Source organism: Azospirillum sp. Sh1, from assembly GCF_008365135.1.
Taxonomy (GTDB): Bacteria; Pseudomonadota; Alphaproteobacteria; order Azospirillales; family Azospirillaceae; genus Azospirillum; species Azospirillum oryzae.
Window position 1 is genome coordinate 252,369 of sequence record NZ_VTTK01000001.1, and the last position, 14,519, is coordinate 266,887.

The window sequence follows — 14,519 nt, forward strand, 5'->3', positions numbered from 1 at the left end:
GCATACGCGAAGGGCTGGTTTCTTGCCGGGCAGCAACGTCGTCATCGTCGAATCGCCGGCCAAGGCGAAGACCATCAACAAGTATCTGGGCGACGACTACACCGTCATCGCCAGCTTCGGCCATGTCCGCGACCTTCCGGCGCGGGACGGCTCGGTGCGCCCGGATGAAGACTTCGCGATGGAATGGGAGCTTGGCGACCGCTCCAAGCGCCACATCGACGAGATCGCCAAGGCGGTGAAGTCGGCCGACCGCGTCTATCTCGCAACCGACCCGGATCGCGAGGGAGAGGCCATCGCCTGGCACCTGTCGGAGCTGCTGCGCGAAAAGCACCTGACCGACAATCGCGACGTCCAGCGCATCACCTTCAACGAGATCACCAAGAGCGCGGTGCAGGCCGCCATCGCCAACCCGCGCGACGTGTCGCGCGAACTGGTCGACGCCTATCTGGCGCGCCGGGCGCTGGACTATCTGGTCGGCTTCACCCTGTCGCCGGTGCTGTGGCGCAAGCTGCCGGGCTCCAAGTCGGCCGGCCGCGTGCAGTCGGTGGCCCTGCGCCTGATCTGCGAGCGCGAGTCGGAGATCGAGGTCTTCAAGCCGCAGGAATACTGGTCGATCGCGGTGGGCTTCACCACGCCGGCGGGGGCCTCCTTCTCCGCGTCGCTGACCCAGCTGGACGGCAAGCGGCTCGACAAGTTCGGCCTGCCCAACCGCGAGGCGGCGGAAGCCGCGGTGGCGAAGATCCGCCCGCAGGCCTTCGCCGTGTCGCAGGTCGAGCGCAAGCAGAGCCGCCGCAACCCGTCGCCGCCCTTCACCACCTCCACCCTGCAGCAGGAGGCCTCGCGCAAGCTGGGCTTCGGCGCCACCCGCACCATGCGCACGGCGCAGAAGCTGTATGAGGGCGTCGACATCGGCGGCGAGACTGTCGGCCTCATCACCTATATGCGAACCGACGGCGTCAGCCTGTCGCAGGAGGCCATCGACGGCGCCCGCAGCCTGATCGGCTCGCACTATGGCGAGCGATACGTCCCGGCCCAGCCGCGCGTCTACAAGACCGCCGCCAAGAACGCCCAGGAGGCCCACGAGGCCATCCGTCCGACCGACCTGCACCGCCGCCCCGAATCGGTGTCCGGCTATCTGGAAAGCGACGAGCTGCGGCTCTATGAACTGATCTGGAAGCGCACGCTGGCCAGCCAGATGGAAAGCGCCGTGCTGGATCAGGTGGCGGTGGACATCGCCAGCCCGTCGAAGGACGTGGTGCTGCGCGCCACCGGCTCCATCGTCGTGTTCGACGGCTTCCTGAAGGTCTATCAGGAGGATCGCGACGACGCGGCCGAGGACGACCAGCAGGAACGCCGCCTGCCGGCCATGGACCAGGGCGACGCTCTGGACCGCGGCGACATCGTCCCGGACCAGCACTTCACCCAGCCGCCGCCGCGCTATTCCGAAGCCAGCCTCGTCAAGAAGCTGGAGGAGCTGGGGATCGGCCGTCCGTCGACCTATGCCTCGATCCTGCAGGTGCTGCAGGACCGCAATTATGTGCGGCTGGACAAGCGGCGTTTCATCCCGGAAGACCGTGGCCGGCTGGTGACCGCCTTCCTGGAGAACTTCTTCCACCGCTATGTGGAGTACAACTTCACGGCGGAGCTGGAGAACCAGCTGGACGAGATCTCCGACGGCAAGATCGATTGGAAGACTGTCCTGCGCGATTTCTGGACCGCCTTCGACGTGGCGGTGAACGGCACCAAGGATCTGACGATCACCCAGGTGCTGACCACCCTCGACAACGAACTCGACGCCCATTTCTTCCCCGCCGCCACCGAGGACGGTCACGACCCGCGCGTCTGCCCGGTCTGCCGCGAGGGCCGGCTGGGGTTGAAGCTGGGCAAGATGGGCGCCTTCATCGGCTGCTCGCGCTATCCGGAATGCCGCTACACGAGGCCGCTCGCCGTCGCCAACGACGAGAACGGCGAGGCGCAGGAGGGCCCGCGCGAGTTGGGCAACGATCCGGAGACCGGCCTGCCGGTGACGGTGCGCCGCGGCCCCTACGGCGCCTACATCCAGTTGGGCCCGGCGCCCACCGCGGCGGTCGCTCCGCCGGAGGAGCCTGCGGCGGAAGAGCCTGCAGCCGACGGGAAGAAGCCGAAGGCGAAGAAAAAGAAGAAGGATGAAACGCCGAAGCCCAAGCGGGTGTCGCTGCCCAAGGGCATGGCCGCGGCGGACGTCGATCTCGACACCGCGCTGAAGCTGCTGGCCCTGCCCCGCGTCATCGGCAACCACCCGGAGACCGGCGAGGAGATCAGCGCCGGCATCGGCCGCTTCGGCCCCTATCTGAAGCATGGCAGCGTCTACAAGTCGCTGACGCCCGATGACGACGTGCTGACCGTCGGCATCAACCGCGCCGTCGACCTGCTGGCCGGCGCCGCCAAGAAGGCGTCGGCTCCGGCCAAGACGCTGGGCGACCACCCGAAGACCGGCAAGCCGATCACCATGGGGTCGGGCCGCTTCGGTCCCTATGTGAAGCACGCCAGCGTCTATGCCTCGATTCCCAAGGGAACCGAGCCGGACAGCGTCACGCTGGAACAGGCGCTGGAACTGATCGACGCCAAGGTCGCCAAGGACGCCGCCAAGAAGGGCAAGGCCCCGAAGGACGCCGAACCGGCCAAGGCCGAGGGTGCGGAGGCTGAGAAGCCCGCCAAGGCGAAGGCCGCGGCGAAGAAGCCGGCCGCCAAGAAGGCGAGCAAGGCCAAGGCCGCCAAGGATGCTCCTGCGGAAGCCGCCGCGCCTAAGAAGAAGACCGCCAAGGCATCGTAACCGAAGTCCCCCTCTCCTGCGCCGGGAGAGGGGTTTTCGCACACCACAGCGTCACGTAAGACATTGGGATAAAGCAATTTTCTCGACCGTCATTCCCGCGAAGGCGGGAATCCAGCCATATCCGCCGCGGATCTGCGGAGTTTCCTGGATCCCCGCCTTCGCGGGGATGACGCAAAGTTCCTTTTGTTCCAGAAACTTAGCAATGCCTGGAATTGCGTGAATGCCCTAACCCCCGGGGAAGGGGATTCTGCACGTATTTTCCTACTAAAATAAAAGACATTATCCCTGTTTAGACAAATTTCTCTGTTGAAATTCCCCTCGGCCTGTCGTCTCATTGTCCCTGCCCTGCAGGTTCCCCGTGTCACCCATAGGCCCAGCGCGTTAAGCTGCCGGCGGTGCGCAACCAAAGGAATACGGGAGGACAACATCCATGAGCGCCGCGGTTTCCACTCACGACCCCCATGCCCCGCTGGTCCTGCGCGAGGATCGCGATGGGGTTGCCACGCTGACGCTGAACCGGCCGAAGGCGCGCAATGCCCTGTCGGTGGGGTTGATGGCGGCGCTGCAGGACGCGCTGGACGCCATTCACGAGGACGGCTCCGTGCGCGCCGTGGTGCTGGCCGGGGCCGGTGGCGCCTTTTGCGCCGGGCATGACCTGAAGGAGATGCGCGCCGCCCCATCGCGTGAGCTGTACGAGGCGCTGTTCACCCAGTGCTCCCGCCTGATGCTGACGATCAACCGCGTCCGCCAGCCGGTGATCGCCAAGGTGCGCGGCGTGGCGACCGCCGCAGGCTGCCAGCTGGTGGCGACCTGCGACCTCGCCTATTGCGAGGAGGAGGCGCGCTTCGCGACTCCGGGCGTCAACATCGGGCTGTTCTGCTCGACGCCGATGGTGGCGCTGACCCGCGCGGTCGGGCGCAAGGCGGCGATGGAGATGCTGCTGCTGGGCGACCTGATCGACGCCGAGGAAGCGGAGCGCATCGGCCTCGTCAACCGCGCGGTGCCGGCCGACCAGCTGGACGAGGTGGTGGACGGCGTCGCGGCCAAGATCGCGTCCAAATCGCCGCTGACCCTCGCCACCGGCAAGGAGGCGTTCTACCGCCAGATCGATCTGGACGTGGAAGGCGCCTATGCCTACGCCGCCAAGGTGATGACGGAGAACATGATGGCGCAGGATGCCGCCGAGGGCATCGACGCCTTCCTGGGCAAACGCACGCCGGTCTGGTGCGGCCGATGACCGATCCCAAGTTGAGCGAGACCAGGATCACCGATCCGGCCGACTACACCGACGCCTTCCTGCGCGGCGTGCTGGAGAACGCGAAGAGCATCGCCGTGGTGGGGGCCAGCGCCGACCCGGTGAAGGCCAGCTTCTTCGTGATGAAGTATCTGCGCGACAAGGGCTATCGAGTCATCCCGGTCAACCCGAAGATGGCGGGCCAGACCATTCTCGGCCTGCCGGTCTTCGCCAGCCTCAAGGACCTGCCGGAACCGCCGGACATGGTCGACATCTTCCGCAACTCCGCCGCCGCCGGAGGGGTGACGGACGAGGCGATCGCCGCCGGGGCCAAGGTGGTGTGGATGCAGCTTGGCGTCCGTAACGACGAGGCGGCGGCGCGGGCCCAGGCCGCCGGCCTGACGGTGGTGATGGACCGCTGCCCGAAGATGGAAATCCAGCGCCTGTACGGCGAGATCGGCCGGATCGGGGTCAATTCCAATGTGCTGGTGACGCGCCGCATGGCGCCGACGAAATCGTTCAAAAAGCTGATCTGATAAACTGGGGGAACACGCAGATGACTGAGCAGAAGAGCTTCGGCTTCGAGACCCGCGCCATCCATGCCGGCGCCGCGCCCGACCCTGCGACGGGCGCGCGGCAGACGCCGATCTACCAGACCACCAGCTTCGTCTTCGACGATGTCGACGACGCCGCCTCTCTGTTCAACCTGCAGAAGGTCGGCTTCATCTATTCCCGCCTGACCAACCCGACGGTGGCGGTGCTGGAAGAGCGTCTGGCCAACCTGGAAGGCGGCGCCGGCGCCACCGCGACTTCGTCCGGCCATGCCGCGCAGCTGCTGGCGCTGTTCCCGCTGATGGCGCCCGGCGACCACATCGTCGCCTCGAAGAAGCTCTATGGCGGCTCGCTGAACCAGCTCGGCATCAGCTTCCCGCGCGCCTTCGGCTGGCAGCCGAGCTTCGTCGATACCGACACCGTCGACAACGTCAAGGCGGCGCTGACCGAGAAGACCAAGGCGATCTTCGTGGAAAGCCTCGCCAACCCCGGCGGCGTGGTAACGGATATCGAGGCCATCGCCAAGATCGCCGACGAGGCCGGCATCCCGCTGATCGTCGACAACACGCTCGCCACCCCATACCTGATCAACCCGATCCAGTGGGGCGCCACGCTGGTCGTGCATTCGACCACCAAGTTCCTGTCCGGCAACGGCACCTCGGTCGGCGGCGTGGTGGTGGACAGCGGCAAGTTCGACTGGAGCAAGTCCGGCAAGTTCCCGGCGCTGAGCGAGCCGGACCCCGGCTATCACGGCCTGCGCTTCCACGAGACCTTCGGCCATCTCGCCTTCACCATCCACGGCCATGCCGTTGGCCTGCGCGACCTGGGCCCGAGCCAGGCGCCGATGAACGCCTTCCTGACGCTGAACGGCATCGAAACCCTGCCGCTGCGCATGCAGCGCCACGCCGACAGCGCGCTGAAGGTGGCGCAGTTCCTGGAAAGCCATCCGGCGGTGAGTTGGGTCAGCTATGCCGGGCTGGAATCGTCCAAGTACCGTGATCTCGCGAAGAAGTACCTGCCGCGCGGTGCCGGTGCGGTTCTCACCTTCGGCGTCAAGGGCGGCTTCGAGGCCGGCGTGAAGGTGGTGGAGAGCGTGGAGCTGTTCAGCCACCTCGCCAACATCGGCGACGCCCGGTCGCTGATCATCCACCCGTCCTCGACCACCCACCGCCAGCTGTCGGCGGAAGCCCAGGCCTCGGCCGGCGCCGGCCCCGACGTGATCCGCCTGTCGATCGGGCTGGAAACGCCGGAGGACATCATCGCCGACCTGGATCAGGCGCTGAACAAGACGCTGGCCTGACGATCTGGCGGGGAGCGCGTCGGGACGACCGGCGTGCTCCCGACACGTAAGGGCTGGTTTGTAATGACATTGTCATTGCGCTATGGCAGGCTATCTCACCAACCGGAGGTGGCCGCCATGCAGCCTGTCGAACCGTCAGAAGAAAAGTCCCGGCGCGAGACGCTCAATATCCGCATCCGGCCGGAGGAGCGCAGCCTGATCGACCGGGCGGCCCAGGCACAGGGCAAGAACCGCACGGACTTCATTCTGGAAGCAGCTCGCCGCGCCGCCGAGGATGCGCTGCTCGACCGCGCGATCATAGCGGCCAGCCCGGAGGCTTATGCCGAGTTCCTGGCCCGGCTGGATGCGTCGCCCAAGCCCAATGAACGGCTGCGCCGGGCCCTACGGACGCCCGCACCCTGGGACCGCGAATGACGCTGTCCGCGCCCGAGCCGCTTGCGCCCCACCATCGCGTCGACCTGTTCGACTCCGGCACGCCGTCACTGGACACTTGGCTGAGGCGCCGGGCCATGGCCAATCAGGCCAGCGGCGCATCGCGGACCTTCGTCGCCTGCGCCGGCGACGTAATTGCCGGCTATTATGCTTTGGCATCGAGCGCGGTGGCGGTCACCGATGCGCCGGGACGTTTCCGCCGCAACATGCCGGACCCAATTCCGGTGGTAGTGCTGGCGCGGCTTGCCGTTTCGCGGGCACGACAGGGGCAGGGTCTCGGCCGGGCCCTGTTCCGTGACGCCGCCCTGCGGGTCGTGCAGGCAGCCGATCTGATCGGCGTCCGCGGGCTGATCGTCCATGCACTGTCGGAGGAGGCAAAGGGATTCTATCTTCGCCTCGGCCTCGATACCTCGCCGATTGATCCGATGATGCTGATGGTCACTCTGGCCGACCTGCGGGACAACCTGTAACGCACCTCACTCCGCCGCCGGCAGGGGTTCCGCCACCGGTTCGGCCTTGCGGCGGTCGTCGGGCAGCAGCAGGGCGGCGGCGAAGGCGATGGCGGCCAGCGCCGACAAGGTCAGGTAGAGCATGGTGAACTCACCGGTGCGCTCATAGACCCAGGCGACCAGCTGCACCGCCAGCGGGCCGGCACCGAAGGACAGGATGTATTTGGCGCCGAAGGCCAGCCCGCGGTGCTTGTCCGGGGTGTAACGGGCCAGCAGCATGTTCTCCGCCGGGATTTGCGTCTGTGAAGCGATGACCACGAAGGCCGCAGCGGCCACCAGCGGCACGTCGGCCAGAACGGCGACCGCGGCCATCAGCGGAATCTGGGCCAGCAGGCAGAGCATATAGACCCGCTTCAGCGAATGGCGGTCGGCCAGCACACCGCCGACCATCTGCGGCAGGGCGGAGATCAGGTAGACCGCCGTCACCAGCCCGCCGACCCCCAGCGTGCCGGTGCCGAGCCAGCCGCCCAGCCGCGCCTCGAACAGCTTGGGCAGCACCACCTGCATGGCGTTGAAGATCAACCCGGCGCAGACCATGGTCAGCGACAGCACGAAGAAGGCGCGCACCACGTCGCCGCGCGACGGCTTGGGCTGCGGCTTCACGTCGGCGTGGCGGTCCTGAACGACTCCGGACATCATCAGCAGGGCCAGAACGACACCCAGCACGAGGCAGATCGCACCGGGGATGATGAAGGCCATGCGCCAGTTCAGCCATTGCGTCAGGCTGCCGGCGACCACCGCGGCGGTGGCGACACCGAAGGTGCCGAACAGGCCGAGCCAGCCCATCGCCTTGCCGCGGTTCTCGGCATTCGCCATCATCCAGGCCATGCCGACGGGGTGGTAGATCGACGCCCCCAGCCCCAGCAGGGCCAGCGACCACATCAGCATCTCCGGCCCGTCCGACAGCCCGGCCAGAACCGCTCCGCCGCCGGTCATCAGGTAGAAGACGGCGATCATGCCGGCCGAACTCCAGCGGTCGCCCAGCCAGCCGGCCAGCGGCGCCCCCAGCCCGATCATGAAGGCGCCCAGCGTCCATAGCCGGATCAGCTCGTCATAGGAGAGCTTCCATTCCGTTTCCAGCGCCAGCACGATGGTCAGGAACAGTGCCGACACGATGTGCATCAGCGAATGCCCGACCCAGGCGAATCCGACGGACAGCCGCGCCGAAGTCGGCGACGGCAAGGCGGCGGAAGGGTGGCTCATGGAACGTCTCCGACCCCGGACCTGTCCGGACCGGGAAATGTTTCACAGGCAAGCGAACTGCAAGGCTGGCACGGGTTGGTTGAACCGTCCAATGCGCCTGCCTCATGGCGGGCATGCCGCATGGACTCCGGTCGCGGCATATTCGGGCGACAAGGCCGGACCTGATTTGGTGGATTGCCATATGTGGCTTTATCACATCATCGAAACCATTTACCTTAAGGCATGAACAAGGCCGTGATCCTGCTGTCCCGCAAGACCCTCTACGACGACGGAAGCATTGTCCAAGTGCGGGTCTGGTCAGTGGCGGCTCCGGTGCCACCATCGGAGCATGGCTACAAATACAGCCTGTTCTACGGCAGGGCCGGTGAACGGATGGTCGGGTACGACAATGAAAAGGGCAAAGGTGACCACAAGCACATTCGAGGCCGGGAGGTACCGATTCGGTTCGAGACCATCGAGCAGTTGATCGACCAGTTTTTCGCCGATGTCGCGGCGGTCAGGGAGGGAAGGCTATGACGACGCTTCAGATCCACGTCGGTGTCGACCTCCAGGCAGAGGCCGCCGCGATCAAGGATGCATTCCGCCGCCATGCAGCCGGGGAGACCGTCCGGGAGCATCACATCACCTTCGAGTCCTTCGAGGGGATGGCGCGGGTCCTTACACCGAAGCGACTGGAGATCCTCCGGCATCTGCATCGCAATCCCACTGCGAGTATCCGGGCATTGGCCGGAGCGCTGGGCCGCGATTACCGCAATGTCCATCTGGATGTGACCGCATTGGTCCAGGCCGGACTGATCGACGATCAGGACGGGTTGCGGGTGGACTATGACGACGTTGAGATGAAGATGGCGCTTTGACCAAAAGCGCTCAGTCGTGAACGTTTCCGCGCATCTTCTTCACCTCCGACCGCTTGGCCTTGCCCTCCAATCGCCGCTCCTTGGAACCCTTGGTCGGTTTGGTCGGACGGCGGGGCGGCGGCGGCGGGGCGGCGGCTTCGCGGATCAGGTCGATCAGGCGCTCGCGGGCGTCTTCGCGGTTGCGCATTTGCGAGCGGTAGCGGTCCGCCACCAGGATCAATACGCCGTCCTGGGTCAGGCGGGATCCGGCCAGCCGCTCCAGCCGGTAACGCACCGGATCGGGCAGGTTCGGCGAGCGGCGCACATCGAAACGCAGTTGGACCGCCGTCTCCGTCTTGTTGACGTGCTGGCCGCCGGGGCCGGAGGCGCGGATAAACTCCTCCTGCAACTCGCTTTCATCCAGGCTGATGCGGGGATTGACCCGGATCATGCGCCCCCCTCCGATGGCGGCTCCACCGGAGTGCGCGCGCGGAAAGCACGGGCGAGTGCGGCGAAGCCGGCGACGTCGATCTCCTCCGCGCGGGCGGTCGGGGCGATGCCGGTCTCTTCAAGGAGGGCTTCGGCGTTGCCCAGCGACTTCAGGCTCTGGCGCAGCATCTTGCGGCGCTGGCCGAAGGCGGCGGCGGTGACCTGTTCCAGTGCGCGCCAGTCGGCCGATTCCGGGTTGGTGCGCGGGGTCAGGTGGACGACCGTCGATTCGACCTTCGGCGGCGGGGTGAAGGCGCGCGGCGGCAGATTGAACAGCACGCGGGCATCGGAGCGCCATTGGGTGATGACCGACAGCCGGCCATAGGCCTTGCTGCCCGGCTTCGCCACCAGCCGGTCGGCGACCTCCTTCTGGAACATCAGGGTCAGGCTGACATAGGCCTCGATCCGCGCCAGCCAGCCGAGCAGAAGCGGGGTCGCGACATTGTAGGGCAGATTGGCGACGATGGCGCGCGGGGCGGGCGCCAGATCCTCCGGGTCCACCGTCAGGGCGTCGGCCTCGACGATGCTCAGGCGGCCCTGCGACGCTTCGATGACGTCCTGCAGCGCCTCGATGAAGCGGCGGTCGCGTTCGATGGCGATGACCTTCACCGCGTTGGTCGCCAGCAGCGCGCGGGTCAGGCCGCCGGGACCGGGGCCGACCTCGATGGCGGTGGTGCCGGCCGGCAGGTGGGCCGAGCGCGCGATCCGTCCCGTCAGGTTCAGGTCGAGCAGGAAGTTCTGTCCCAGCGACTTGCGCGCCTCCAGCCCAAAACGCGCGATCACGTCGCGCAGCGGCGGCAGGGCGTGCGGGTCGAATGCAGCCGGGGTGGATGCGGGCGCGGAGGGGGCGGAGATCGGGTCGGTCATTCCCGACTTATAGGCATCCCTCACGCGCTTCACCAGACGGCAGTTTGCAACAATGACTTCAGCTGTGGCTACAGCAGGCGGCGCAGCAACACGACGGCGACCACGCCGGCCACCACCGCGACCACCATCGGCACGCGCCGGGCGATCAGGCAGACGAAGGCGGCGGCCAGCGCGTCGGACGGGCGCGACAGTGCGGCGGGCGCCACCAGGGCGACCAGGACGGCGCCCGGCGTCGCCTCCAGCGCCGCGCTCGCCGCCCGGCCGGGCCGGATCCGCGCGATCAGCCACGGCCCGCCGATCCGCGTCATCCAGGTGACCAGTGCACCGCCCAGCACGATGGCGAAGACGCTCCAGTCCAGATGCAGCGACTCAAGCATCGCGCGCCCTCCCCTGCCCTTTGGCCTGCATTGCGGCGACCGCTCCGCCGGCCAGCGCACCCGCCAGAATGTGCCAAGTCCCTCCGGAGGACAGCGCATGCACGGCCAGCGCGGCGGCGGCGCTGGCCAGCCAGGGCGGCAGCGAACCCGCTCCGCGCCAGAACCCGGCCAGCAGGCACAGGAAGACGGCGATGAAGGTGAAATCCAGCCCCCAGGCGGCGGGGTCGGCGATCAGCGCACCGGCCAGCGTTCCCGCCACCGTGCTGGTGAGCCACGCCAGATAGAGCGTCGCCGCCACGCCGTACCAATAGGCCAGCGTCAGCTCAGGGCCTCGGCGCAGGGCCAGCGCCCATTGCTCGTCGGTCATGAAGAACAGCGCCAGACCGGCCTGCGCGCGGGGGATGCCGCGGAAGCGCGGCTCCAGCGTCGCCCCCATCAGCAGGTGGCGCAGGTTGACCAGCAGGATCGCCCCAACCACCGCCAGACCGGCGCTGCCCTTGTCCAGAAGCTCGACGGCGACGAACTGGGAGCTGCCGGCGAAGACCAGCGCGCTCATCAGCCCCATGTCCAGCGCGGACAGCCCGGCCTTGGCGGCGAGACTGCCCAGCAGGAAGCCGAAGGGAACCGCGCCCGCCACGATGGGCAGGCAATGGACGACGCCCGCCGCGAACTCCTGCCGCGGGGATGCCGGGATGGTGATGCTGTCCATGCTCATGTGCGGGAAGCTAGGCGGCCGCGGCGGGGGCGTCTTGGATGGGATTGCTGCCGCGCCGGTATTGGCCGGGGGAGACGCCGACCCGGCCCTTGAAAACGCGGTTGAAATGCGCCTGATCGCAGAAGCCGCAGTCCAGCGCGACATCGGCCAACGGCAGAGGCCCAGCCAGCAGCCGCTTGGCCTGGGCGACGCGCCGGTCGGTCAAATAGCCGTGCGGTGTGGTGCCCACCGCCGCGCGGAAGACGCGCAGCAGGTGGAAGCGGCTGAGCCCCGCCGCCCCGGCCAGATCGGCCAGTTCCACCGGACTGTCGAGGTGGGCATCCAGATATTCCCGCGCGCGGCGGACGGCCACCGGCTCCTGCCCGGCATGGCGCGGGCGGGCGGTCAGGTCGCCATGGCGCAGAGCCAGCGCGGTGAAGGCGCGCAGCGCGTCGGTGTCGGTGCGCAGCGGCTCGCGGTACGGCCCCTCCAGCCCATGGTGCAGGCCGCGCAGGGCCTGGAACAGCTCCGGGTCGTCCAGTTCGGTGGCGGCGAAATGCGGGGCGACGGACTGGCCCAGAGCATCGGCCATCGCCTGTTCGAACAGCGCCACCGACGGGTAGAACATGCGGTAGGCATAGCCGTCCTCGGCCGGACGGCCGTCATGCAGAACCTCCGGATCCAGAACCACGACCTGTCCGGCCCGCGCCATCCGCTCGGCGCCGCGGCAGCGGTACAACTCCGTCCCGGCGGTGATGACTCCGACCACATAGGTCTCGTGCGTGTGCGGGGCATAGCTGTGGCGCTGGAAGCGGGCGTTCAGGCATTCCATGCCGTCGAAGCGCGCTTCCCGCCACAGCCGGGCGAAATCGCCGCCGCCGACCGGAGTCCGGGTGAGTGCTGATTGCTGGTCCATGCCGCAGTCTAACAGGCGGGCGTGACGGTCGTCTTGGACAGGATTGCGGGGACAGGATTGCGGGCGGATCACACGATGCGCCGGCCGACGGCATGCTCCGCCTGGTCGCCGGAATGGGCGGGGAACGGGACGCCATGGCGGGGCTGGTGGCTGTCATGGACCAGACAGGCATCGGCGATCAGCGGCCACAGGTGGGAGCGGAGGAAGCGCTGGTCCTGCCAGCGGTCGGCTTCCACCGCGGCGAAGCGGTCGATCAGCGGCGCCAGCGGCGGCAGCAGGCCGGCGACCCCACCCCACATGCCGGCCAGCATCAGTTCGCTGTGCAGCGGGTGGTCGCGCATGACGTGGAAGGGCTTGCCCGACGCGATCCACGCCTCCACCGCCGCACGCTCGCGCGGACCGACCCGCGAGTCGCAGTCACGGCAGACGAAACGGCGGACGGTCGGATCGTCGGAGGCGAGAAAGCGCCAGTAAAGGCCGCTGACCGGGCCGCTGCCGGGCGGCATGACCACCCGTTCTGCGCCCAGCGCGTCCAACTCCGCCAGGAACTCCGGCGGCACGCTGTCGTCGTGGTAAATCCGGCAGGTCCAGCCTGGATAGACCGACCGCACCAGCCGGGCATTCTCCAGCGCCCCGCGCTGGTAGATCTCGGCCACCCCCCACAGGCTGAAGGCGACGACATCGCGGATGCGCCTCTCCGGGGCGGCCGGGCGGTCGCGAAGCGGCGGCAGGGCGAGCGCCGCGCCTTCCTGCACCGCGCGCTGTGTTTTCTGCGTCAGAAGCCTGTCGATCTCGGTCAGCGATTCGGCCTCCCGGTAGGTCTGGAACAGAAGGATGGCGAGGTTCTCCCGCGCGTCGAGGAAATCGGGCGCCAGCGTCACCGCCCGGTCCAGGCTCGCCGCCGCCTGCTCCAGCGCCGCCAGATCCAGGCCCGCCGCTTGCCGGGTCAGGATGCCGAGGTTGAAGACCGCCCCGACATGGTCGGGCTGCAACGCCAGCGCCTGCCGATAGCGGGCCAGCGCATCGTCCGCCCGTCCGGCGCGGGAGAAGGCGTTGCCGAGCTGGAACAGCCGCTCCGCCGTCGGCGGTTCCACGGCAACCAAGCGCGACAGGTCGGCGACCGCCGCCTCTTCACGGCCCTGTTCCAGGTGGTGGATGCCGCGCAGTTCCAGCAGCAGGCCCAGCCTTTGCCGGGTCTCGCCGTCGCGCGGTTCGAGCGCCAGCGCGCGGCCCAGCGCGTCGATGGCGGAGTCGGTGTCGCCCGTCATCTGCGCCGCGACGCCAAGAAGAACCAGGACCGCCGCGTCGTCGGGCTGCAGGGCGGCGGCGCGGCGCAGGCTGGCCATGGCCTCCGCCGGGTGGCCCAGCGCCTGATGGACCTTGCCGAGGTCGCGGTGGTAATCGGCGATGTCCGGCCGGGCGCGCACCGCCGCGGCGATGCGTAGCGCCGCGTCCTCCAGCCGGCCGGTCTGCGCCAGCAGCATTCCCAGCAGATGGGACGCGGCATGGGTCCCGGGAGCGGCAGCGAGGATGCGGCCATAGAGGATCTCCGCCTCCCGCAGCCGCCCGGCCCCGTGATGGTCGACGGCAACCCGCAAGGCTTCCTGAATCGAGGCCATGACATTCCCCAATCACATCGCAGACAATGAAGGGCGAAGCGGCCGATAGCATGCCGGCCGGCGCGTTACACACTGTTACACAGCAGCATCCCGCCGGATATTGTCCAGTTACAGTCGCGCGCGATCATGGCAGCCAACAAGAAACGACACCGGATCAAGGGCGACTGCCATGACCATTTCCAAAACCATGACCCGCGACGTGGTCACTCCCGTCACCATCGTCACCTTCGTCGTGTCGACGGTGACCGGCGTGATGCTGCTGCTGCACTGGAACACCGGGCTGGTGCGCTTCTCCCACGAATGGCTCAGCATGGCGTTTTCCGCCATCGCGCTCTGGCATCTGGTGAAGAACTGGCGGGCTTTCCTCGGCTATCTGAAGCGGTACGCCGCGCAGGCCGCCTTCGTCGCCACCATCGTCCTGTCGGTGGTCTTCACCGGCCTGACCGGCACCACCGGCGGCGGCAGCGTCAATCCGGGGGCGGTGTTCGGCGCGCTGTCGGGCGCCACGCTTGAAGCGGCGGCGCCGGCGCTGGGGCTGACGCCGGACAAGGCGATGGAGGTGCTGAAGGCCGCGAACATCGACGCCGCACCGGGCGAAACTCTGACCGCCATCGGCGAGCGCGCCGGCAGGAACGGCGCGGCGGTCGCCAGCCTGCTGGCCGCCAAACGGGCGCACTGA

General features: G+C 68.0%; 16 protein-coding genes. 9 read left to right on the forward strand and 7 right to left on the reverse strand.

Annotation, left to right across the window (positions count from 1 at the left end; all coding sequences use genetic code 11):
* Nucleotides 1-22 precede the first annotated feature (22 nt).
* The 6 genes from topA to FZ029_RS01200 all read left to right on the forward strand — a co-directional run bounded on the left by topA (nt 23) and on the right by FZ029_RS01200 (nt 6,800).
* On the forward strand, nt 23-2,812 hold the full coding sequence (topA, locus tag FZ029_RS01170) for a type I DNA topoisomerase (RefSeq protein ID WP_149267700.1): 2,790 nt from the start codon (nt 23-25) through the stop codon (nt 2,810-2,812).
* A 430-nt stretch (nt 2,813-3,242) separates the two neighbouring features.
* Nucleotides 3,243-4,049: an enoyl-CoA hydratase gene (locus FZ029_RS01180; RefSeq protein WP_149267702.1), complete on the forward strand. Its 807-nt coding sequence runs from the start codon at nt 3,243-3,245 to the stop codon at nt 4,047-4,049.
* On the forward strand, nt 4,046-4,582 hold the full coding sequence (locus FZ029_RS01185; RefSeq protein WP_188051794.1) for a CoA-binding protein: 537 nt from the start codon (nt 4,046-4,048) through the stop codon (nt 4,580-4,582). Before FZ029_RS01180 ends, FZ029_RS01185 begins: the two co-directional genes overlap by 4 nt.
* A gap of 20 nt (nt 4,583-4,602) precedes the next feature.
* Nucleotides 4,603-5,898, forward strand: a complete 1,296-nt coding sequence (locus FZ029_RS01190; protein ID WP_149267703.1) for an O-acetylhomoserine aminocarboxypropyltransferase — start codon at nt 4,603-4,605, stop codon at nt 5,896-5,898.
* A 117-nt stretch (nt 5,899-6,015) separates the two neighbouring features.
* Complete coding sequence (locus FZ029_RS01195; protein WP_149267704.1) at nt 6,016-6,312, forward strand: DUF1778 domain-containing protein; 297 nt, start codon at nt 6,016-6,018, stop codon at nt 6,310-6,312.
* Nucleotides 6,309-6,800, forward strand: a complete 492-nt coding sequence (locus FZ029_RS01200) for a GNAT family N-acetyltransferase (RefSeq protein WP_149267705.1) — start codon at nt 6,309-6,311, stop codon at nt 6,798-6,800. Before FZ029_RS01195 ends, FZ029_RS01200 begins: the two co-directional genes overlap by 4 nt.
* A 6-nt stretch (nt 6,801-6,806) precedes the next feature.
* Here FZ029_RS01200 and FZ029_RS01205 read toward each other — a convergent pair whose 3' ends face one another.
* Nucleotides 6,807-8,042: an MFS transporter gene (locus FZ029_RS01205; protein ID WP_149198376.1), complete on the reverse strand. Its 1,236-nt coding sequence runs from the start codon at nt 8,040-8,042 to the stop codon at nt 6,807-6,809.
* A gap of 234 nt (nt 8,043-8,276) precedes the next feature.
* Here FZ029_RS01205 and FZ029_RS01210 point away from each other — a divergent pair, with 234 nt between their 5' ends.
* Nucleotides 8,277-8,558: a DUF6516 family protein gene (locus tag FZ029_RS01210; protein WP_247892089.1), complete on the forward strand. Its 282-nt coding sequence runs from the start codon at nt 8,277-8,279 to the stop codon at nt 8,556-8,558.
* Entirely contained in the window at nt 8,555-8,899 is a 345-nt protein-coding gene (locus FZ029_RS01215) for a winged helix-turn-helix transcriptional regulator (protein WP_149267707.1), read from the forward strand. Before FZ029_RS01210 ends, FZ029_RS01215 begins: the two co-directional genes overlap by 4 nt.
* 10 nt (nt 8,900-8,909) lie before the next feature.
* Here the strand turns inward: FZ029_RS01215 and arfB are convergent, their stop codons facing one another.
* From arfB to FZ029_RS01245, 6 genes are all read right to left on the reverse strand, one after another.
* Nucleotides 8,910-9,329, reverse strand: a complete 420-nt coding sequence (arfB, locus tag FZ029_RS01220; protein WP_149267708.1) for an alternative ribosome rescue aminoacyl-tRNA hydrolase ArfB — start codon at nt 9,327-9,329, stop codon at nt 8,910-8,912.
* On the reverse strand, nt 9,326-10,234 hold the full coding sequence (rsmA, locus tag FZ029_RS01225) for a 16S rRNA (adenine(1518)-N(6)/adenine(1519)-N(6))-dimethyltransferase RsmA (RefSeq protein ID WP_149267709.1): 909 nt from the start codon (nt 10,232-10,234) through the stop codon (nt 9,326-9,328). The genes arfB and rsmA overlap by 4 nt, the downstream gene beginning before the upstream one ends.
* 68 nt (nt 10,235-10,302) lie before the next feature.
* Nucleotides 10,303-10,611 carry an AzlD domain-containing protein gene (locus FZ029_RS01230; RefSeq protein WP_149198353.1) on the reverse strand — a complete coding sequence of 103 codons (309 nt, stop codon included), beginning with the start codon at nt 10,609-10,611 and terminating at the stop codon, nt 10,303-10,305.
* Nucleotides 10,604-11,326 (reverse strand): AzlC family ABC transporter permease, encoded by a 723-nt coding sequence (locus FZ029_RS01235; protein WP_188051795.1) that lies wholly within the window; start codon nt 11,324-11,326, stop codon nt 10,604-10,606. Before FZ029_RS01235 ends, FZ029_RS01230 begins: the two co-directional genes overlap by 8 nt.
* A gap of 10 nt (nt 11,327-11,336) precedes the next feature.
* Entirely contained in the window at nt 11,337-12,221 is an 885-nt protein-coding gene (locus FZ029_RS01240; RefSeq protein ID WP_149267710.1) for an AraC family transcriptional regulator, read from the reverse strand.
* 68 nt (nt 12,222-12,289) lie between these two features.
* Nucleotides 12,290-13,840, reverse strand: coding sequence for a tetratricopeptide repeat protein (locus FZ029_RS01245; RefSeq protein ID WP_149267711.1), 1,551 nt, complete (start codon nt 13,838-13,840; stop codon nt 12,290-12,292).
* 169 nt (nt 13,841-14,009) lie between these two features.
* Here FZ029_RS01245 and FZ029_RS01250 point away from each other — a divergent pair, with 169 nt between their 5' ends.
* Entirely contained in the window at nt 14,010-14,519 is a 510-nt protein-coding gene (locus FZ029_RS01250; RefSeq protein ID WP_149267712.1) for a DUF4405 domain-containing protein, read from the forward strand.

What these genes read in the sequence shown, in the direction of transcription:
- FZ029_RS01180 (WP_149267702.1), top strand. Translation starts at nt 3,243, where the DNA reads ATGAGCGCCGCGGTTTCCACTCACGACCCCCATGCCCCGCTGGTCCTG.
- FZ029_RS01185 (WP_188051794.1), top strand. Translation starts at nt 4,046, where the DNA reads ATGACCGATCCCAAGTTGAGCGAGACCAGGATCACCGATCCGGCCGAC.
- FZ029_RS01190 (WP_149267703.1), top strand. Translation starts at nt 4,603, where the DNA reads ATGACTGAGCAGAAGAGCTTCGGCTTCGAGACCCGCGCCATCCATGCC.
- FZ029_RS01195 (WP_149267704.1), top strand. Translation starts at nt 6,016, where the DNA reads ATGCAGCCTGTCGAACCGTCAGAAGAAAAGTCCCGGCGCGAGACGCTC.
- FZ029_RS01200 (WP_149267705.1), top strand. Translation starts at nt 6,309, where the DNA reads ATGACGCTGTCCGCGCCCGAGCCGCTTGCGCCCCACCATCGCGTCGAC.
- FZ029_RS01205 (WP_149198376.1), bottom strand. Translation starts at nt 8,042, where the DNA reads ATGAGCCACCCTTCCGCCGCCTTGCCGTCGCCGACTTCGGCGCGGCTG.
- FZ029_RS01215 (WP_149267707.1), top strand. Translation starts at nt 8,555, where the DNA reads ATGACGACGCTTCAGATCCACGTCGGTGTCGACCTCCAGGCAGAGGCC.
- arfB (WP_149267708.1), bottom strand. Translation starts at nt 9,329, where the DNA reads ATGATCCGGGTCAATCCCCGCATCAGCCTGGATGAAAGCGAGTTGCAG.
- rsmA (WP_149267709.1), bottom strand. Translation starts at nt 10,234, where the DNA reads ATGACCGACCCGATCTCCGCCCCCTCCGCGCCCGCATCCACCCCGGCT.
- FZ029_RS01230 (WP_149198353.1), bottom strand. Translation starts at nt 10,611, where the DNA reads ATGCTTGAGTCGCTGCATCTGGACTGGAGCGTCTTCGCCATCGTGCTG.
- FZ029_RS01235 (WP_188051795.1), bottom strand. Translation starts at nt 11,326, where the DNA reads ATGAGCATGGACAGCATCACCATCCCGGCATCCCCGCGGCAGGAGTTC.
- FZ029_RS01240 (WP_149267710.1), bottom strand. Translation starts at nt 12,221, where the DNA reads ATGGACCAGCAATCAGCACTCACCCGGACTCCGGTCGGCGGCGGCGAT.
- FZ029_RS01245 (WP_149267711.1), bottom strand. Translation starts at nt 13,840, where the DNA reads ATGGCCTCGATTCAGGAAGCCTTGCGGGTTGCCGTCGACCATCACGGG.
- FZ029_RS01250 (WP_149267712.1), top strand. Translation starts at nt 14,010, where the DNA reads ATGACCATTTCCAAAACCATGACCCGCGACGTGGTCACTCCCGTCACC.